The sequence below is a fragment of the Streptococcus porcinus genome (genome assembly GCF_901542335.1).
GTDB lineage: Bacteria > Bacillota > Bacilli > Lactobacillales > Streptococcaceae > Streptococcus > Streptococcus porcinus_A.
The window spans coordinates 1,153,550-1,173,692 of the sequence record NZ_LR594036.1 but is presented as its reverse complement, the minus strand read 5'-3'; the positions used below and the strand labels follow the sequence as shown (position 1 = coordinate 1,173,692).

Annotated in this window: 23 protein-coding genes and 1 other annotated feature; of the genes, 21 read left to right on the top strand and 2 right to left on the bottom strand. The window is 35.8% G+C overall.

All coding sequences use genetic code 11. The features are described from left to right. The first annotated feature begins 26 nt into the window (after positions 1-26). The 9 genes from FGK96_RS05560 to FGK96_RS05520 all read left to right on the top strand — a co-directional run bounded on the left by FGK96_RS05560 (position 27) and on the right by FGK96_RS05520 (position 6,785). Positions 27-1,190 carry a CapA family protein gene (locus FGK96_RS05560; protein ID WP_420031112.1) on the top strand — a complete coding sequence of 388 codons (1,164 nt, stop codon included), beginning with the start codon at positions 27-29 and terminating at the stop codon, positions 1,188-1,190. Positions 1,191-1,255: 65 nt separating this feature from the next. Next, positions 1,256-1,329: a sequence feature (ribosomal protein L21 leader region), on the top strand. Between the two features lie 33 nt (positions 1,330-1,362). Beyond that, a complete protein-coding gene (gene rplU, locus FGK96_RS05555; protein ID WP_003083229.1) occupies positions 1,363-1,677 on the top strand; it encodes a 50S ribosomal protein L21 in 315 nt (104 codons plus the stop codon). Positions 1,678-1,686: 9 nt separating this feature from the next. Then, complete coding sequence (locus tag FGK96_RS05550; RefSeq protein ID WP_138082106.1) at positions 1,687-2,010, top strand: ribosomal-processing cysteine protease Prp; 324 nt, start codon at positions 1,687-1,689, stop codon at positions 2,008-2,010. 26 nt (positions 2,011-2,036) lie between these two features. Further along, positions 2,037-2,330, top strand: a complete 294-nt coding sequence (rpmA, locus tag FGK96_RS05545) for a 50S ribosomal protein L27 (RefSeq protein ID WP_003082817.1) — start codon at positions 2,037-2,039, stop codon at positions 2,328-2,330. Between the two features lie 181 nt (positions 2,331-2,511). Continuing rightward, positions 2,512-3,414 carry a LysR family transcriptional regulator gene (locus FGK96_RS05540; protein ID WP_138082104.1) on the top strand — a complete coding sequence of 301 codons (903 nt, stop codon included), beginning with the start codon at positions 2,512-2,514 and terminating at the stop codon, positions 3,412-3,414. Positions 3,415-3,423: 9 nt separating this feature from the next. Continuing rightward, positions 3,424-3,870 (top strand): signal peptidase II, encoded by a 447-nt coding sequence (gene lspA / locus FGK96_RS05535; protein WP_138082101.1) that lies wholly within the window; start codon positions 3,424-3,426, stop codon positions 3,868-3,870. Positions 3,871-3,872: 2 nt separating this feature from the next. Beyond that, the gene (locus FGK96_RS05530; protein WP_138082099.1) at positions 3,873-4,760 is read left to right on the top strand and encodes an RluA family pseudouridine synthase; all 888 of its coding nucleotides are present in this window, start codon (positions 3,873-3,875) and stop codon (positions 4,758-4,760) included. Positions 4,761-4,982: 222 nt separating this feature from the next. Then, positions 4,983-5,504, top strand: a complete 522-nt coding sequence (gene pyrR / locus FGK96_RS05525) for a bifunctional pyr operon transcriptional regulator/uracil phosphoribosyltransferase PyrR (protein WP_138082097.1) — start codon at positions 4,983-4,985, stop codon at positions 5,502-5,504. A gap of 15 nt (positions 5,505-5,519) precedes the next feature. Further along, the gene (locus FGK96_RS05520; protein WP_138082095.1) at positions 5,520-6,785 is read left to right on the top strand and encodes a uracil-xanthine permease family protein; all 1,266 of its coding nucleotides are present in this window, start codon (positions 5,520-5,522) and stop codon (positions 6,783-6,785) included. A 145-nt stretch (positions 6,786-6,930) separates the two neighbouring features. Here FGK96_RS05520 and FGK96_RS05515 read toward each other — a convergent pair whose 3' ends face one another. After that, complete coding sequence (locus tag FGK96_RS05515) at positions 6,931-7,158, bottom strand: hypothetical protein (protein ID WP_138082093.1); 228 nt, start codon at positions 7,156-7,158, stop codon at positions 6,931-6,933. A 273-nt stretch (positions 7,159-7,431) separates the two neighbouring features. On the opposite strand from FGK96_RS05515, the gene FGK96_RS05510 reads away from it, so the two are divergent. From FGK96_RS05510 to FGK96_RS05480, 7 genes are all read left to right on the top strand, one after another. Beyond that, a complete protein-coding gene (locus FGK96_RS05510; protein WP_138082091.1) occupies positions 7,432-8,661 on the top strand; it encodes an efflux RND transporter periplasmic adaptor subunit in 1,230 nt (409 codons plus the stop codon). Between the two features lie 29 nt (positions 8,662-8,690). Next, positions 8,691-9,401 (top strand): ABC transporter ATP-binding protein, encoded by a 711-nt coding sequence (locus FGK96_RS05505; RefSeq protein WP_138082089.1) that lies wholly within the window; start codon positions 8,691-8,693, stop codon positions 9,399-9,401. A gap of 11 nt (positions 9,402-9,412) precedes the next feature. Continuing rightward, positions 9,413-10,639: an ABC transporter permease gene (locus tag FGK96_RS05500; RefSeq protein WP_138082087.1), complete on the top strand. Its 1,227-nt coding sequence runs from the start codon at positions 9,413-9,415 to the stop codon at positions 10,637-10,639. A 40-nt stretch (positions 10,640-10,679) separates the two neighbouring features. Beyond that, positions 10,680-11,240, top strand: coding sequence for a TVP38/TMEM64 family protein (locus tag FGK96_RS05495; protein ID WP_232045834.1), 561 nt, complete (start codon positions 10,680-10,682; stop codon positions 11,238-11,240). A gap of 179 nt (positions 11,241-11,419) precedes the next feature. Then, positions 11,420-11,692: a 30S ribosomal protein S16 gene (gene rpsP / locus FGK96_RS05490; RefSeq protein WP_003084113.1), complete on the top strand. Its 273-nt coding sequence runs from the start codon at positions 11,420-11,422 to the stop codon at positions 11,690-11,692. A gap of 9 nt (positions 11,693-11,701) precedes the next feature. Further along, entirely contained in the window at positions 11,702-11,941 is a 240-nt protein-coding gene (locus FGK96_RS05485; protein WP_003082623.1) for a KH domain-containing protein, read from the top strand. A 153-nt stretch (positions 11,942-12,094) separates the two neighbouring features. Then, positions 12,095-13,600: an MSCRAMM family protein gene (locus FGK96_RS05480; RefSeq protein WP_138082085.1), complete on the top strand. Its 1,506-nt coding sequence runs from the start codon at positions 12,095-12,097 to the stop codon at positions 13,598-13,600. 45 nt (positions 13,601-13,645) lie between these two features. Here FGK96_RS05480 and FGK96_RS05475 read toward each other — a convergent pair whose 3' ends face one another. Continuing rightward, complete coding sequence (locus tag FGK96_RS05475) at positions 13,646-15,103, bottom strand: IS1182 family transposase (protein WP_138082083.1); 1,458 nt, start codon at positions 15,101-15,103, stop codon at positions 13,646-13,648. A 547-nt stretch (positions 15,104-15,650) separates the two neighbouring features. Here FGK96_RS05475 and rimM point away from each other — a divergent pair. The 5 genes from rimM (at position 15,651) to FGK96_RS05450 (ending at position 20,037) form a co-directional block, all read left to right on the top strand. Beyond that, positions 15,651-16,169: a ribosome maturation factor RimM gene (rimM, locus tag FGK96_RS05470; protein WP_138082081.1), complete on the top strand. Its 519-nt coding sequence runs from the start codon at positions 15,651-15,653 to the stop codon at positions 16,167-16,169. Then, positions 16,159-16,887: a tRNA (guanosine(37)-N1)-methyltransferase TrmD gene (gene trmD, locus FGK96_RS05465; RefSeq protein WP_138082079.1), complete on the top strand. Its 729-nt coding sequence runs from the start codon at positions 16,159-16,161 to the stop codon at positions 16,885-16,887. Before rimM ends, trmD begins: the two co-directional genes overlap by 11 nt. Before the next feature lie 6 nt (positions 16,888-16,893). After that, positions 16,894-17,883 carry an NAD(P)/FAD-dependent oxidoreductase gene (locus tag FGK96_RS05460; protein ID WP_138082077.1) on the top strand — a complete coding sequence of 330 codons (990 nt, stop codon included), beginning with the start codon at positions 16,894-16,896 and terminating at the stop codon, positions 17,881-17,883. A 145-nt stretch (positions 17,884-18,028) separates the two neighbouring features. Continuing rightward, a complete protein-coding gene (locus tag FGK96_RS05455; RefSeq protein WP_420031102.1) occupies positions 18,029-19,090 on the top strand; it encodes a PTS transporter subunit IIC in 1,062 nt (353 codons plus the stop codon). Between the two features lie 23 nt (positions 19,091-19,113). Further along, complete coding sequence (locus FGK96_RS05450) at positions 19,114-20,037, top strand: 2-dehydropantoate 2-reductase (RefSeq protein ID WP_138082075.1); 924 nt, start codon at positions 19,114-19,116, stop codon at positions 20,035-20,037. Positions 20,038-20,143 lie beyond the last annotated feature (106 nt).

Here is a 20,143-nt window from a genome sequence, read left to right as displayed (position 1 = left end):
AGAAATCTAAGTATCAGAAAATAATTATGTCAGTTATTACCTTAATAATAGCCATACTTGTTTTTTCTTTGATTTATGATTTTATGGGCTTTCATCGTCATGATAATCAGTCGAAATCTAAGGAAAAACAAGTCACGACTAAAACAGCTAGAGTTGTTGCTAATGGTGATATTTTATTACACGATGTCCTTTATGAAAGTGCTGAAATTAGTGATGGGCATTACGATTTTACTCCTTATTTTGAATATGTTAAAGACAGGATTACCAAAGCAGATTTAGCTATTGGTGATTTTGAGGGAACGATTAGTCCTAATGATCCCTTAGCAGGCTACCCTCTTTTTAATGCCCCTAAGGAAATTGCAAAGGCTTTAAAAGTCACTGGTTATGATATTGTTGACTTAGCCCACAATCATATCTTGGATTCTGGCTTAGAAGGGGCCTTGAATACTCATAAAACATTTGCCAAACTTGGAATTAACAGTATTGGGATTTATCGTAAAAATCGTCAAACGGAGCCTTTTTTAATCAAAAATGTAAATGGCATAAAAATTGCTATTTTAGGGTACTCCTATGGCTACAATGGTATGGAGACAAATCTTTCTGCTACAGAATATGAAAGGCATATGTCTGATTTAGATCGAGAAAAAATAAAAGCAGAGATTGAAGCAGCAGAGAAGAAAGCTGATATTACAATAGTCATGCCTCAAATGGGTACTGAATATGCCCTTGAACCAACCAGTGAACAAAAAGAACTCTATCGATCAATGGTAGATTGGGGAGCAGATGTTATATTAGGTGGGCATCCTCATGTCGTTGAGCCTTCTGAAACCGTCAAAATTGGAAATGAAAAGAAATTTATCATTTATTCGATGGGCAATTTCATATCTAATCAACGCTTAGAAACAGTTGATGATATTTGGACAGAGCGAGGTCTATTGATGGATCTCACTTTTGAGAAAAAAGGAAAGGTAACACGCATAAAAACCGTCAAAGCTCATCCCACAATGGTGATTGCTAAGCCCAAAGGAATGACCGGAAAAAGTGGCTTTGCTCTTTATAATTACAGAACCCTTGTTTTAGAAGATTTTATTAAGGGGGGCAAGTATCGCAAAAAGATCGATAAAGAGACACAAGATAAGGTGGATGTTGCTTATAAAGAAATGAATGAACATGTTCAACTCAATTGGTAAAAAGTTAGTGTAATGACTTGAAAAAAAAAGATAGAGTGTTATAATAGTAATGTTGACTAAATGCACATCCTGTGCAACCGCACGAAAATCGTTCAAAAGTGGATTTGTCCCACGGTTCTAGGCGAGTCTTCACAGAGGGAAACCTCATAAAAATAATAATAGGAGGTGCATCATGAGCACATACGCAATCATCAAAACTGGTGGAAAACAAGTTAAAGTTGAAGTAGGTCAAGCAATCTACGTTGAAAAAATTGACGCAGAAGCTGGCGCAGAAGTAACTTTTAACGAAGTTGTTCTTGTAGGTGGTGACAAAACTGTAGTTGGTACTCCAGTTGTTAAAGGAGCTACTGTAGTTGGTACTGTTGAAAAACAAGGTAAGCAAAAGAAAGTAGTTACTTTCAAATACAAACCTAAAAAAGGTAGTCACCGTAAACAAGGTCATCGTCAACCTTACACTAAAGTTGTCATCAACGCTATCAACGCATAATCTCATCATATGATTAAAGCAATTTTTACTCGCCATCAAGATGGTTCATTGAACAGTGTGACACTGACTGGCCATGCTGGTAGTGGTGAATATGGCTTTGATATTGTTTGCGCATCAGTTAGTACACTAGCTATTAATTTTATTAATTCCTTAGAAGTATTTACTACTGTTGTTGCCGACATTGATGTCGATTCAGTTGAAGGTGGGTATATGAAAATTTCATTTCCCCATGACAATCAAGAGAATGTTCAATTACTATTTGAATCATTTCTTCTAGGAATGACTAATCTGTCTGAGAATTCTTCTGAATTCGTCCGAACGGAAGTCGTCTAATGAATTTTAAGAGAGGAAACAACATTATGTTAAAAATGAATCTTGCTAACTTGCAACTTTTCGCCCACAAAAAAGGTGGAGGTTCTACATCAAACGGACGTGACTCACAAGCTAAACGTCTAGGAGCTAAAGCAGCTGACGGACAAACTGTATCAGGTGGCTCAATTCTTTTCCGTCAACGTGGTACTCACATCTATCCAGGTGTAAACGTAGGTCGCGGTGGAGATGATACCCTTTTTGCTAAAGTTGAAGGGGTTGTACGTTTTGAGCGTAAAGGCCGTGACAAACGTCAAGTATCTGTATACCCAGTTGCTAAATAATTATGATTTTTTAAAAAACTTTCTATATTCATAGAGAGTTTTTTTAATTTGCTAAGGTTGAAGGGACTGGTTACTTTGTGTATCGTGAAGAACAATCTTTAAGGGGATTAGTTTACTAATAGATGCCTTTATAGCGTGCTTTATGGTATAATAGCAGATACAGGAAAAAAGGATTGAACTAATGAACATTCAACAATTACGATACGTAGTTGCTATTGCTAATAACGGAACTTTTCGTGAAGCAGCAAGTAAACTATATGTTAGCCAACCAAGCCTATCAGTTTCTATAAAGGATTTAGAAGAAGAACTGGGCTTTAAAATCTTCAATAGAACGACAACCGGTACTGTCTTAACTAGTCAGGGCCTTGTTTTCTACGAAAAAGCATTAGAAGTAGTGAAGTGTTTTGATTCCTTTGAAAAACAATTTTCAGAAGCTGAATATGATCAAAATGAATTCTCTCTTGCTAGTCAGCATTATGATTTTTTAGCACCAATCATTACAGAATTTACAGATAAAAATCAAGGACACAAGCGTTTACGCCTATTTGAAACAACAACAATTCAAATTTTAGATGAAGTAGCACAGGCAAACAGCGAAATTGGAATTATCTACCTGAACTTACAAAATCGTAAAGGTCTTTTTCAGCGAATGGAAAAGCTAGGATTAGAATTTATTGAATTAGATAGTTTTCAAACACATGTTTATTTAGGTCAACACCATCCTCTAGCTCATAAAGAAAGTATCATGATTGAAGAACTAGAGGGCTATCCCATTGTCAAATTTACACAGGAAAAGGATGAGTATCTCTATTACTCTGAAAATTTTGTTAATATAAATGAGACGGGAACCATCTATAACGTTACAGATCGAGCTACTTTAAATGGCATCCTAGAGCGAATCAATGCTTTTGCTACAGGTTCTGGCTATATTGATCGAGCATCGGTTAATGGCATAAAAGTTATTCCGGTAATGAACCATCTGGACAATAAAATGGTCTATGTTAAACGTAAGGATCGTAATTTATCACCGGCTGCTCTAGCTTTTATTGCCTTATTAAAAGATTATTTAAACAGTTATCATTAGAAAGAAAACATGAAATTTATTAAATTACTACTGGTCAGTTCCAGTTTTATTATTTTAGATCAAGTCAGCAAGTGGTGGATTGTCAGTCATATCAATTTAGGTGATGTCAGACCATTTATTCCTGGAGTTCTCAGTTTGACTTATTTGCAGAATAGGGGCGCAGCCTTTTCAATCTTGCAAAATCAGCAATGGTTCTTTGCGCTTATGACAATTGCTGTCATTGGCTTTGCTATTATTTATTATTTAAAAGCAAAAAAAATGCCTATCCTGAAAGAATTGGCACTTCTTTTGATTATTTCTGGTGGAATTGGTAATTTTACTGATCGCTTACGCTTAGGCTATGTGGTGGATATGATTCACTTAGATTTTATGAATTTTGCTATTTTTAATCTTGCAGATTCTTATTTATCTATTGGTGTTCTACTGTTAGTTCTTATCTTGTGGAAGGAAGACTGAAAATGAAAGTTACAATAAAAGAGGCTGGCCTTCGACTGGACAAGGCACTAGCAAATGTTACCGATTTGTCACGTAGTCAGGCTAATGAACAGATTAAAAAAGGTTTGGTTTTGGTCAATGGTCAAGTTGTCAAAGCCAAATACAGTGTTAAAAGCGGTGATGATATTACTTATCAACTCCCAGAAGAAGAAGTACTAGACTATAAAGCTGAGAACTTGCCTATTGATATTATTTATGAAGATAGCGACTTAGCTATTGTCAATAAAGCACAGGGAATGGTCGTTCATCCATCAGCAGGTCATTCCTCTGGCACTTTAGTCAATGCGCTTATGTTCCATATTAAAGATTTATCTTCCATAAATGGAGTGGTGAGGCCGGGTATTGTTCATCGTATTGATAAAGATACTTCTGGTTTATTGATGGTTGCTAAAAATGATAAAGCCCATCAAGTCTTAGCAGAGGAATTAAAGGCAAAAAAATCTTTGCGTAAATACTTAGCCATTGTGCATGGAAATTTACCAAATGACAGAGGGATGATTGAAGCTCCAATTGGCAGAAGCGAGAAAGATCGTAAGAAGCAATCTGTTACTGTGAAAGGTAAGGAGGCTGTGACCCGTTTTACGGTTTTAGAAAGATTTGGCGATTATACTCTTCTTGAATTGACCCTTGAAACTGGTCGGACTCACCAAATCAGGGTTCATATGGCCTATATTGGTCATCCGGTAGCAGGTGATCCTTTATATGGACCACGTAAAACCTTAAAAGGGGCAGGTCAATTTTTACACGCGCAAACACTTGGTCTGACTCACCCGACTTCTGGTGAATTAATGACCTTTACCGCAGAGCCACCTGCTATTTTCTTAAAAACTTTGGCACATTTAAGGAAATAGTCTCAAACATAAACAGTCACTATTAATAAAAAAGGTAAAAATTAACTTGTTTTTCAGTTATAATTTTGTTATACTATTAAAAATTTGATATTCCTTTAAAACAGTCCCGTGAGGCTGTCAAGGAGACCGTTCAAGACAGAAACGCATGCTTTTGTATGTCATTATTTTGTGGGATCTCCTTGTTTGAGGAGATTTTTTTGTTGCAGTATTTAGGAGGAAAAAATGAAAACAAAAGAGATTGTCGATGAGTTAACGATGAGACGTGCCATGACTCGGATTACGTATGAGATTATAGAGCGTAATAAACAGTTAGATAATATTGTGTTAGCAGGTATTAAGACACGCGGTGTCCACTTGGCAAGGCGTATTCAAGAAAGACTTCAGCAACTTGAAGGTATTAACTTACCGATTGGTGAACTAGATATCAAACCTTTTCGTGATGATGTAAAAGTAGAAGAAGATACAACTGTCATGCCGGTTGATATTAGTGGTAAAAATGTGATCTTGGTTGACGATGTTCTCTATACAGGAAGAACGATTCGAGCAGCCATTGATAATTTGGTCAGTTTAGGAAGGCCAGCGCGGGTCAGTTTAGCTGTCCTAGTTGATCGTGGACATCGAGAGTTACCGATACGAGCGGATTATGTTGGCAAAAATATTCCAACCAGTAGTGTGGAAGAAATTGTTGTTGAAGTAGTTGAAGTTGATGGACAAGACCGTGTTAGTATTATTGATCCATCATAGAAAAAGAGGTGAAAAATGAAGGATGTTTTGTATGATGTAGAGGAAGTGCCAAAAGCTGGTCTCCTTTTTGGTCTCTCGTTTCAGCATTTATTTGCTATGTTTGGTGCAACGGTTCTTGTCCCAATATTAGTCGGCATTGATCCGTCTGTTGCTCTTTTATCAAGCGGACTCGGAACCTTAGCTCACTTAAGTGTGACCAAATTTAAAATTCCAGCCTATATGGGATCTAGTTTTGCCTACATTGCAGCCATGCAAATGTTGATGAAAACGGATGGTATCGGGGCTGTTGCTCAAGGAGCAATAACAGGCGGCTTAGTATACCTCGTTGTGGCTTTGATAGTAAAAGCTATTGGAAATGAATGGATCGATAAGATTTTACCACCAGTAATTGTGGGACCAATTGTGATGGTTATAGGATTGAGTTTAGCTTCAACAGCTGTAAATAGTGTTATGTTAAAAGATGGCAAATATGACCTGCTTTATCTGGTTATTGGTATGGTTACACTCTTAGCAGTTGTTTTCTTCAATATTTATGGCAAAGGGATCATTGCTATCATTCCTATTTTACTCGGTTTATTAGTAGGTTATATCTTTGCTTTATTTATTGGTTTTGTGACTGGGCAAGAAATTATCAACTTCACACAAGTTGTTCATGCTAAATGGTTTAGTCTTCCTAGCCTCTCAATTCCATTCTTAGCCTATGGCTTTAAATTTTATCCAAGTGCTATTCTGACAATGGCTCCTATTGCTTTTGTTACAATGACAGAACATTTTGGACATGTTATGGTCTTAAATAGTTTAACCAATCGTGATTATTTCAAAGATCCAGGTTTAGACAAAACCTTGACTGGTGACGGGCTTGCTCAAGTTATTGCTGGATTTCTAGGGGCTCCCCCTGTAACATCATACGGTGAAAATATCGGGGTTATGGCCTTAAATAAGATTTTCTCAGTTTATGTCATTGCAGGAGCTGCTGTAATTGCTGCCTTATTGAGTTTTATAGGAAAAGTTTCAGCATTGATTCAATCAATTCCGGATCCTGTTATTGGAGGGATCTCAATCGCCCTTTTTGGTGTTATTGCTTCAAGTGGGCTAAAAATTCTAATTGAATCAAAGGTTGATATGGATAATAAGAAAAATCTTTTAATTACAAGTGTTATTTTAGTATCTGGTATTGGTGGCTTGATGTTGCAAGTGAATGGTCTACAAATTTCTGGGGTCGCTTTTTCAACACTATTAGGAATTATCTTATACCAAGTGCTACCTGAAAATAAAAAATAGACTTGATTGCTGAGCAAGTAACTATTATTTTAAAAGATTATGATGTGTTTATAAATACTAATAACGAGCAGATAGCTACTGAGACAAAAAGATTTCTCAAGTACAAAAATGGAGATTCACAGGGTGGTGAGTCTCTATTTTTAGTTTAGTGCGACTTTTTGATTGTCTTCAGAAGCTTATTGGCCATAGGTATCAATCTCATATCAATTTTTATCTGCTCTTTCTCTTTCAGTTTCAGTTTACAATGTTTATAAACCAAATAATCCTTTGAATTAACTACTTTTTCGATAGTAAAGAGAACATGGTCTGAAGGTAAGGTACAGGCAATTTCTAATGACAAAGGAGTCTGATCTGTATTATAGTGAATATGCATGAGATAGCCTTCCTAAAAGTTGTTGGAAAGGCTATTTTAACAAGACTATCGCAACCATGAAAAAGGAACGATAAAGTTTTTAGGGAGTCAAGTGACTTTTGTCCTAGGTCTTTTCTTACAAAAATGTAAGTGGAAATCTTCATTTTTATTGATATATTAGAGTATATTGAGAGAAATGAAATTTTGAGAAAAATATGTTGTTAGCTTGACAAGTAGAAAGAAAGCTTTTATACTTGTCTTATATAATTAATACAATAAACAAAGGAGATTAGGATAGTGAAAAGGAAAAATAGTCAAATGACTAAAAAAACTAAAAAAATAATTGCAGGAGTAACAGTTGCAACACTTGTCTTGATAGGTGGATTTCTCTATATACAAGGGAAGAATCAACTAGCCAGTAAAAAAAGCAAAACGGATTATGTTGCTGAAAATGTGAAAGAAGGAACTATTTCTTCAACAACATTACTTTCTGGGACTGTGAAAGCTTTATCAGAAGAATATATTTATTTTGATCAATCAAGGGGCAGTGACGCACAAGTAACCGTAAAAGTTGGGGATAAAGTCAGCAAAGGGCAACAACTAGTACAGTATATTACAACCACTGCGCAAGCAGCTTATGATACAGCAAACCGAAACCTAAATAAAATTGGACGCCAAATTAACTATTTACAAACTTATGGCCGACCAATGGCTTCTGCTCAGTTGTCAGAAAATTCTAGTCAAGGAAGTAGTGGGGCTGCAGGCAATAACTCTATTCAACAACCTTCGCAAGAAACAAATGCTAGTTACACCCAGCAATTACAAGATTTGAATGATGCTTATGCAGATGCGCAAGCAGAACTGACAAAGGCTCAACAGACCTTAAATCAAACAGTTGTTACAAGTAACAATGATGGTACAGTCGTTGAGGTTAATAATGATATTGATCCATCTGCTAAAAATAGTCAAACTTTAGTTCATGTTGTGTCAGAAGGACAGTTACAGGTCAAAGGTCAATTAACGGAATATGATTTAGCGACTATAAAACCTGAACAAAAAGTTAAAATTAAGTCAAAAGTCTACGCTGACAAAACTTGGGATGGTAAGATTTCCTATATTTCAAACTATCCAAATGATAAAAATGGGACTCCTAACGAATTATCTCAAGGGTCAACAGCCACATCTGCTGCAAGCTATGATTATAAAGTAGAAATTACTAGTCCTTTGGATCAATTAAAACAAGGTTTTTCCGTTTCAGTCGAAGTTGTTAACGAAACTAAACACATTTTGGTTCCTATTAATGCTACCTTTAAAGAAGATGGAAAACAATATGTTTGGACTTATGATAATTCTAGCTCCAAAGTCACTAAGACAGAAGTTACTTTAGGGAATGCGGATGCTAAAAGCCAGGAAATTTTGACAGGATTAAAAGTTGGTCAACAGATCATTTCTAATCCAACTAGTCATATCAAGAATGGAGAAAAACTTAAAAATGTTAAATCTAAAGTTAATAGTAAGGGTTAAAACTCCAAGGAATCCGAGGTGAATCAATAGTGGGAGAAACTAAAAATAAATTAATCAAGTTAACAAATATTTCTAAAAGCTATCAAAATGGCTATCAGGAACTTCAGGTTTTAAAAAGTATTAATTTAGAAGTTCAAGAAGGTGAGTTTGTTGCTATAATGGGTCCATCTGGATCTGGAAAATCTACCTTGATGAATATCATTGGTTTATTAGATAGACCGACAGAGGGTGACTATTGGCTAAACGGTAATGAAGTTGATCAACTTAGTGACCGAAAATTAGCAGCTGTCAGAAATAAAGAAATTGGATTCGTCTTTCAACAATTTTTCCTTCTTTCCCGGTTAAATGCTTTGCAAAATGTTGAATTACCACTCATTTATTCAGGTGTAGGTGTTACAAAAAGAAGAGAATTGGCACGACAGTTTTTAGAAAAAGTTGAGCTTCATACAAGAATGAAACACTTGCCATCAGAGTTGTCAGGAGGACAAAAGCAACGGGTTGCTATTGCGCGTGCCTTGGTTAATAACCCCTCAATCATTCTAGCAGATGAACCAACAGGAGCACTAGATACCAAGACGGGTCAACAGATTATGGAGCTTTTGACTGAACTTAATCGTGAAGGAAAAACAATTATTATGGTAACGCATGAACCTGATATTGCAGATTTTGCAACAAGAAAAATTGTTATCCGAGATGGTGAAATTACTGCTGATACCACGGATTGTGTTCGTATAGACTAGGGAGAAATTAAATGGAAAATTGGAAATTTGCTCTCAGTTCTATTTGGGGGCATAAAATGAGGTCCTTGTTGACCATGCTAGGCATTATTATTGGAGTTTCAGCTGTTGTTATTATCATGGGACTGGGAGATGCGATGAAAAATAGTGTCACTGATTCCTTTGCAAATAATCAAAAAGAGATTCGTTTGTATTTTAAGTCCGATGATGACAAGAATGATAGTCCCTATGCGAGTCTATCTATTCAAGAAGATACTAATAAGGTCAAGAGAGAGTGGCTGGAACAAATTGTAAAGAATAATGATGGCATTGATTCTTATTATGTTATAAATAATACAAATGCTACTATTGCATTCGGTAAGAATCGAATGAAAGATGCTAGTATAATAGGAGCAAGTAAAGATTATTTCAAAATAAAAAAATATGATATTGTTGCTGGAAGACAATTAACTGATAAAGATTATAGTAATTTTTCAAGGATAATTGTTATTGATACGAACCTATCAAATAAATTGTTCGGCTTAAATCATTATAGTGAAGCTTTAAATAAAGTCGTCACAGTTAATGACAAAGATTACTTAGTTGTCGGAGTTTATAAATCTGCTGTACCTGCTATTTCGGTAGGCGGTATGGAAATAGGTGAATCGGTAATGTCAAACACCCAAGTTGCTTCTGAATTTAATATTAATGAAGTTGGTCAAATTTATATACATGTCACTGATGTCAAAAGAAGTACAGAGCTTGGTAAAAAAGCAGCTAAAATGCTAACTGAACTTTCTCATGTTAAAGGTGGAAGGTATACTATTCCCGACAATAGTACCCTTATCAATAACATCAATAACCAGTTTGGAATTATGACAACAGTTATTGGATCAATTGCTGGGATATCTTTGTTAGTAGGTGGTATCGGAGTTATGAATATCATGTTGGTTTCTGTTACAGAGAGAACGCGAGAGATTGGCTTGAGAAAAGCACTAGGAGCTACACGTGGAAAAATTTTGACACAATTTCTGATTGAATCTATAGTGTTAACTATCTTAGGTGGCATAATTGGCTTACTTTTGGCTCTAAGCGTTGTAGGCGGATTAGGAAATCTGATGAAACTAAAAGGTGCAATGGTTTCAATTAATGTGGCTGTTATTGCGATTTTATTCTCTGCAACAATAGGAATTATCTTTGGTCTTCTACCTGCAAATAAGGCAAGTAAACTTGACCCGATAGAGGCTTTAAGATATGAGTAAATATGGACTAAGACATGGTAGATAAAAAAAACTATTTAAAATCATTGGGGTGTTGTCTATCCTTTTATCTATCCTCTTTATTGTTTACCTAGTTAAGGATTTAGATATTTTTCATAATCCGAAAATATTATCCCAAATGATTAAAGACCATCTTTTTTGGGGATCAATTGCCTTCTTTTGTCTTCAAATTTTTCAAGTTGTTGTTCCTATAGTACCTGGAGGGGTAACAACTGTTGTAGGATTTTTAACATTTGGACCACTATTAGGTTTCTTCTTAAATGTTATAGGAATTGTTTTAGGTTCAGTCTTTTTATTCTTACTTGTCAGAATATATGGGAAGCCTTTTATTGCTTTATTTATAGATGACAAGAAAATCAAGGAATATGAAAGCCGACTAGCTACTAAGACTTACGAACGTTTATTCATCATGAATATGGCTTCACCCATGGCCCCAGCTGATATTATGATTATGATTACAGGACTTAGTCAAATCAGCTTCCGTCGTTTCTTAATGATTATTATCATTTGTCGTCCTATTTCTATATTAATTTATAGTTATTTCTGGATATATGGTGGGCAATTATTAGGCCATTTATTTTGATAGCATCATGATATCCGATGGTTTAGCTTTGCTTTTCTATAGTTTTAGCAACATCAAAAAGCTTTGTCAAGAAAAAAACTTGACAGGTTTTTGAAAAAGTAGTATACTGAAAAAGTGAGAAATAGCAGTAACTATTTCTCCTCAAAACAATAACATAAAAAGAAAAGAGACATTATAAAATGGCAGTAAAAATCCGTTTGACTCGTATGGGTTCTAAGAAAAAACCTTTCTACCGTATCAACATTGCAGATTCACGCTCACCTCGTGACGGTCGTTTCATCGAAACAGTTGGAACATATAACCCACTAATTGCTGAAAACCAAGTAACTTTAAAAGAAGATCGTATTCTTGATTGGTTAGCAAAAGGAGCACAACCGTCAGATACAGTTCGTAACATTCTTTCAAAAGAAGGTGTTATGGCTAAGTTCCACGAACAAAAATTCTCAAAATAATAAAAGCCTATGGATACCATTGAAAATCTTATTATCGCCATTGTGAAACCTTTGATTTCACAACCAGACAATCTTACTATTAAAATTGAAGATACTCCAGATTTCCTAGAGTACCATCTTGACTTGGATGCCCAAGATATCGGTCGTGTTATCGGAAAAAAAGGTCGTACCATTACAGCGATAAGATCGATTGTTTATTCGGTTCCAACTCAAGGAAAAAAAGTTAGACTTGTTATTGATGAGAAGTAAAACTTTTCAAAGTCCTCAGATTATCTAATCTGAGGACTTTTTTTGTTATTGACCGAGAAGCTCAGAAGTGCTATAATAACACTATATAATTAACTGGTTAAGTATTTTTGATCAAATATAAACTGATTAATTAAAAAAAATAAAGGAGAACATATGAAAAAATCCCAATTTATTCATTCTAGTATTTTGAGTCTAGTTACTGTAGCGACGCTAACTTTAGCTCAACCGAATCTTATTAGTACTGTACAAGCTGATGCACTAAATCCAGCTAATGTGAATAGTAATCAGATCTATGGATTTACTTTTACAGCCACAGTACTAGATACTAATGGTAAGGTTTTAGCTGGCAAGAAAGTTCAATTATTTGATACTACGGATGATTCTTCAAAGGTCTTGCAAGAATTGCTGACAGATAATAATGGGAAAGCTAGGTTTACTCAACTACCAATTGGTAGAAGTATTAGTGTTTCTGTTGATGGCAAAGTACAAGGGTACACCCTTCGTACGAGTGAAAGTGGTTCAAATTTAGCTGCAAGTTTTACGGCTGATGGAATAGGTACTGTAAATCCTGCCTATGGGAGAACTCCATTAGACATTTATGTTCGTAACCAAGATGGACTACCCTTAGCTGGTAAAGAGGTTGGTCTCAAAGACAAGAGTGGCAACCTGATTGAAAAGCTCACAAGTGATGCAAATGGTTTAGTACATTTTACTCAGAAATTGATGGAAGGTACCTATTATAGTTATTATTTAGCTGGTACAAAATATGGGGAAACGATACCAGGTAGTTCTAGGACAATCTATTTGGATGATAGTAAGAGCCAAGATAGTTTTACTTTCACTGCAACAATTTTAGGACAAGAAGGTAAGTTAGTATCTGGCAAAACTGTAGAGCTTTATGACATTACTGATGGCCGAGCAGTTAAAGTTGCAAGTAAAGTAACTGCTAAAGCCGGACAAGCTGTTTTTAGTGATTTACCAATTTCACGTAATTATAGCGTCTATATTGATGGACAAAACCAGGGTTATACAGTCCGTACCAGTCAAGCGGGATCAAGCATGGCTGCCGCTTTTTATATTAAAGCAAAAGGAGACCAAACTCCTATCTATACAAATATACCTTTGACTCTTACCGTTCGTGATCAAGAAGGTCAAGGCATAGCAAACCAGTCTGTTACTTTATATAATAAACAAGGACAACTAATAGCTAATATGACTTCTGACTCAGAAGGAAAAGTAGTTTTTACAGATAAATTGATGCGGGGAACTTTTTACACCGTTCGCGTTAATGATTTCAAAATGGGAGAAGCAACACCAGGTAACAATATTAGCCTTTATTTAAAGAAAGACCAAATCAAAACTTCTCAGTCCAAACCAGTATCAAATGCGCTTACTAAAGCCAGTTCTACTAAACTAGATCAGCAAGATTATGTTGGTCAATCAGATAGTCATCCAAATCATGTATCGTCAAAAGTTACTATCGACACCAAAGGGAATAAAGCAGTTGCGGCTGGAATTAAACCTATAAACCATTCTAAAGCGCAGCTTCCTAAAACATCTGAAATGGCGTCTTCAATAGTATCTCTAATTGGATTTGTTATTGCAGGAGCTACCACAATTGTTTTATTAGCCAAACATTATCGAAAGAATCTAAAATAAGTGTAATTAGAAAGGTTCAACTAGTTTTTATCACTAAGCTCTCAGTTAAAACCTGAGAGCTTCAGATTGAAGACAAACTGGCCTAAATCTCCAGTTTGTCTTTTCTTTTACTTTCATTATGATTATTGGGCTAACTTTGGCAATTTTCAAGCCAATTAAAAAGGATATTCTCGCCATTATCTTACTATATTTTTTCATATTCAAGCACGCTAAAGTCAGTCCAACGGTTGCCTCCATTTTGGACTTTCCTTTTAATCTCGTGTAGCGCAAATTGTGATATTCTTTAGCTGTTCCAAATAAGCGTTCTATCGTTTCTTTGCGCTGTTGATAACATTCTTTCATCCCTTTTTGGTGTCGGATGTCTTCACAGACTTCTAAATCTTCTTTCCATAGATGACGAGTGATAACTTTTTGATGGGTTTTCGATTGGGTACAGACTGATAATAGCGGACAGGTCTGACAGATAGCTGGATCACTTTTGTACTCACTATAGCCATCTCGAGTAGTGGTTGAATAACATAAGGGGTGGTTCTCTGGACAGAGGTAGACATCATAATACTCATCATAGACAAACTCTTTAGGACTAAGCATTCCTTTTTTGCCACGTGGTCTAGTATATGGAAAAACGGGTGTGATACCTAGAGATAATAAATAGTGGGCAATGCTGGGTGTTTTATAACCAGAGTCTGCGATAAGATAGCTTGGTTGTAATGCTTTAATTTGGTCAAACAGTTCTGGGAAAGCCTGACTATCATGAACATTCCCAGCGTGAATACTATATCCTAGTGCCCAACCATATTTATCACAAGCGACTTGAGCATTATAAGCAAAAACTTGTTTGTGTTCTCCCTTATGAAACCAACCGCTATCAGAGTCGGTTGTAGAAATTTTCTTACTTGTGGGCTCTTTTTCTCTGGCGAGCCCTAACAACTTTTTTCCGTGTTTTTCCCTATCTTTGGCAATTTCTCGCTCTAATTGGGCACTCATGAATTTAGCTTGCGCCTCTACTTCCTGATTGATATATTTGTGATTGTTAGCAACTGCTTTAATATGGGTACCGTCCACAAAGATTTCAGTAGGGTCAATTAACCCGGCATTCAGGCAGAGCCCTAAGATATGAGAAAAGATAGCTTCAATGACTTGTTTATCTTGGAAACGACGACTGTAGTTCTTTCCGTATGTTGTGAAATGAGGCACCTTATCTTCTAAAGTCAACCCAAGAAACCAGCGGTAAGCCACATTAACCTCAATTTCCTTGATGGTTTGACGCATGGAACGAATGCCAAAGAGACATTGAATCATGGGAATTTTCACTAACATGACAGGGTCCAAACTAGGACGACCGTTATCCGCACAATAACTGTCCTTCACTAAGTCATAAATAAATGAAAAATCTATCGCTTCATCAATTTGACGCAAGAGATGGTCTTTAGGAACCAAGTCATCTAAACTATAGAAACCAACTTGATTGCGATTGTAGTTAGGATTTTCTTTGTGGAACATACTGAGACCTCCTAGAACTTCTTATCTTTATTATAACTCTTAGCAAAAAGAAAAGCCCTAGAAAAATCAATTTCTAAGGACTTTGTCTTCAATCTGAAGCTCTCAGTTAAAACCTGAGAGCTTTTTAGCAAGCGTTATGTCAACAGATAATATTCTAGCACATGCTATTAGAAAAAGAGAGCTAATATCAGGGAGACTATGGTGAACTCGAAGATAATAGACCCAGTTTGAGAAGCAAAAGTTATCACTATCAGCTATCATTTGTTACATGATAGTAACTTTTTCCGACGTCCTATCCATCATCACTATGGCAGTTTCAAAAAGTGGATCAAAGGACATTAGCTAGCTCTAGCTATAGTAATAGTTATCCTTGCAAAATTTTCTGAAAAAGTTATTAGATAGTTGACGTTATTTTCTGATATTATAATTCCTCTATAAATCTCTCGTTGGGGATGCAAAATTAGCTTTAAGGTGTTAAAATAGAGATTGATTTTAAATGTATTAGTATTGTGATGAAATCAAACAAGTATATCATACAGGAGTAATAATGGAATTTTTTAATGTTGGTAAAATTGTGAACACTCAGGGTTTGCAAGGAGAGATGCGTGTCTTATCTGTCAGTGATTTTGCTGATGAACGTTTTCAAAAAGGATCTGTACTAGCTCTTTTTGATGATAAAAATCAATTTGTGGCAGATGTTGAAATATCTAATCACCGCAAGCAGAAGAACTTTGATATTATCAAATTTAAAGATCATAATCACATTAATGCTATTGAAAAATATAAGGGCTTTACCTTAAAAGTATCTGAAAACTATCTGAGTGATTTAGCTGATGATGAGTTTTACTATCATGAAATTATTGGCTTAGATGTATATGAGGAAAATCAGTTAATTGGGCAAGTAAAAGAAATTTTACAACCTGGTGCTAACGATGTCTGGGTTGTTAAACGCAAAGGGAAAAAGGATCTTTTATTACCTTATATTCCTTCGGTTATTCTAAATGTGGATTTAGAACACCATCGGGTGGATATTGCTATTATGGAAGGTTTAGACGATGAAGATTAATATTCTAACCCTTTTTCCAGAAATGTTTACTCCCCTTTCCTCGTCTATTGTCGGAAAAGCATGTGAAAAAGAGTTAGTAGAGATTCACTATCATAATTTCAGAGAAAACGCCGAAAAAGCTAGACATGTTGATGATGAGCCTTATGGCGGTGGACAAGGTATGTTACTACGTGCTCAGCCTATCTATGATGCTATCGAAACGATTGATAGAAAAAATCCTAGAGTTATCCTATTAGATCCCGCAGGTCAACCATTTAGTCAATCCTATGCAGAAGCATTATCCCAAGAAGAGGAATTAATTTTTATCTGTGGTCATTATGAAGGCTATGACGAGCGGATTAAAGCCCTGGTCACAGATGAAATTTCTCTTGGTGATTTTGTCTTGACTGGGGGAGAGCTAGCTGCCATGACAATAATTGATGCAACTGTTCGTTTGATTCCAAATGTTATCGGTAAGGAAGCAAGTCATCAGGATGATTCCTTTTCCTCTGGCCTCTTAGAATATCCACAGTATACAAGACCTTATGACTTTCGAGGAATGACAGTTCCAGATGTTTTAATGAGTGGGCATCACGAGAAAATTCGACTCTGGCGACTTGAGGAAAGCTTGCGCAAAACCTATTTAAGACGACCAGACTTGCTTGAAAATTATGAGATGACTGAAGAAGAAGCAAAGCTTTTACAGAAAGTAAAAAAAGATATTAAAGAAAAGGAGTGATGAGTAATCGAAACACAATATGATATCACCATTATTGGTGGTGGTCCAGTAGGTTTGTTCACAGCATTTTATGCTGGTTTACGGGGAATGAAAGTTAAAATTATTGAAAATTTATCTGAGTTAGGTGGCCAGCCAGCTATTCTGTATCCAGAAAAGGTTATTTATGATATTCCTGCTATTCCGGTATTGACTGGAGCTGAACTTACGGATAATTTAATCAAACAAATTAGTCGATTTGATGATCGTATAAGTATTTGTTTAAAAGAAGAAGTTCAATTATTTACGAGAACAGAACATGGTTTTATCATCAAAACAACTAAAGCAGAGCATAGTACAAAAGCTATTATTATTGCTTGTGGAAACGGAGCTTTCTCACCAAGAAAATTAGGATTAGACGGTGAGGAAGAGTATGCTGATGATAATATTTATTATAACGTCCATAAACTAGACCAGTTTGCGGGCAAAAAGATAGTTATTTGTGGCGGTGGTGATTCTGCAGTCGATTGGGCATTAGCTCTTTATGGCTTAGCAGAAAGTGTGACATTAGTTCATCGACGGGAGGCATTTAGAGCTCATGAACACAGTGTTGAGCTTTTAAGAGCTTCTGGAGTGAAGATTTTAACTCCTTATGTTCCAAGTGCTCTCTTGGGTAAGGATGGACGAGCCAACCAATTGGTTATCGAGAAAGTTAAGGATAAAGAGCAAATAACACTTGATATGGATGCTCTGATTGTCAGTTATGGTTTTTCAACATCAAATAAGAACCTCAAGAATTGGGACTTAGATGTTAAGAGAACAAGTATTAATGTTTCCCATCTTTTTGAAACGAGTCAAGAAGGTATTTTTGCCGTGGGTGACGCAGCACAGTATGAAGGCAAGGTTGATTTGATAGCTACAGGGTTTGGTGAGGCACCTATTGCAGTTAATCAAGCCATTAATTATATTTACCCAGATAGAGACAATCGAGTAGTTCATTCAACGTCATTAATAAACTAACTATAAATAATATCTATGGAACTATAAAAAAAAACCATAGGTATTATTTTTTTAGTTAAGGATACAAACCGCAGTCTATGTGATATAATTAACTAGTAAATGTGATGAATTTCACACTATAAGACTATAATAATGAAGAGAGGTCATGAAAATGACAACAACTAAAGAAACATTTAGTTCTTTTATGAATAAAGTATTAGCTGGTACTGCCACGGCTATCGTAGTGGCACTTATTCCGAATGCCATTTTGGCAACATTTTTAAAGCCATTATTGCCTAATGCGACAGCTGCTGAATTTTTGCACATTGTGCAAGTATTCCAATTCTTTACCCCAATTATGGCTGGTTTTCTAATCGGTCAACAATTTAAGTTTAATCCAATGCAGCAATTAGCTGTTGGGGGAGCAGCTTATATTGGTTCAGGTGCTTGGGCATACACTGAAGTTGTTCAAAAAGGGGTAGCAGTCGGTTCTTTCCAACTCAGAGGTATTGGTGACCTTATTAATATGATGATTACAGCTAGTTTAGCTGTTTTGGCTGTTAAATGGTTTGGTAACAAATTTGGTTCGTTAACAATCATTCTTTTACCAATTACTATTGGAACAGGTGTAGGCTTCCTTGGTTGGAAGTTATTACCCTATGTTTCGTACGTAACAACTTTAATTGGGCAAGGTATTAATTCCTTTACAACACTGCAACCGATATTGATGTCAATCTTAATTGCAATGGCTTTTGCATTATTAATTGTTAGCCCAATTTCGACAGTTGCGATTGGTTTAGCAGTTGGACTAAACGGTATGGCAGCCGGAGCAGCATCAATGGGAATTGCAGCAACTGCAGCAGTTCTTGTCTGGGCGACGCTTAAAGTTAATAAATCAGGTGTACCAATTGCTATTGCTTTAGGAGCAATGAAAATGATGATGCCTAACTTTTTGAAACACCCGATTATGGCTATTCCAATGGTAATTACAGCAGCGATTTCATCACTAACTGTTCCTTTGTTCAATTTAGTTGGGACCCCTGCATCTTCCGGGTTCGGTCTTGTAGGTGCTGTAGGTCCAATTGCCTCACTAGCTGGCGGAAGCAACATTCTTATCATTATTTTAGCTTGGCTTATTATTCCATTCGGTGTTGCATTTGTAGCACATAAAATCTGTAAGGACATTCTTAAACTTTACAAAGAAGATATCTTTGTATTTGAAGGATAAAAAAAGAGATAAAGGAGATTACAATGTTAGTTTATATTGCTGGTTCAGGAGCTATGGGTTGCCGTTTTGGTTACCAAATTTCTAAAACAAAAAATGAAGTTATCCTTTTAGACAATTGGGAAGATCATATTAATGCCATTAAAGAAAATGGCTTGAAAATATCAGGTGATGTGGAAGAAACAGTTAAGCTTCCTATTATGAAACCAACCGAGGCAACACAAGAAGCAGACCTTATTATTCTTTTTACCAAGGCGATGCAGTTACCTCAAATGTTACAAGATGTTAAAGGTATTATTGGTAAAGAAACGAAAGTGCTTTGCTTATTAAATGGGCTTGGTCACGAAGATATTATTCGTCAGTATATTCCAGTTCATAACATCTTAATGGGTGTTACTGTCTGGACGGCAGGACTTGAAGGTCCAGGACATGCTCATTTACAAGGTGTAGGTGCCTTAAACTTGCAAAGTATGGATCCTGAAAATCAAGAAGCAGGCCGTCAAGTTGCAGATATGTTAACAGAAGCAAAATTACATGCAACCTATGACGAAAATGTTCTTCCAAATATTTGGCGCAAGGCATGTGTCAATGGCACAATGAACTCTACTTGTGCACTATTAGATTGTACTATAGGTGAATTATTTGCCAGTGAAGATGGTCTAAAAATGGTTCATGAGATTATTCATGAATTTGTGACTGTGGGAGAAGCAGAAGGCGTTAGTCTAAATGAAGAAGAAATCACTAAATATGTCATGGATACTTCTGTAAAGGCTGCCCATCATTACCCATCAATGCATCAAGACTTAGTTCAAAACCATCGTTTAACTGAAATTGATTTTATCAATGGTGCAGTTAATACCAAAGGGGAAAAATTGGGAATTGATACACCATACTGTCGTTTAATTACACAACTTGTACATGCTAAAGAAGAGATCCTAAAGATTAAATAAGAATTTTTAACAAGACTAGTTATAAGCTGGTCTTGTTTTTTGATAATATGATGAAAGAATTTGATAGATTATGCTTGACTTTGACAACAAAAAAGGTATAATTTAT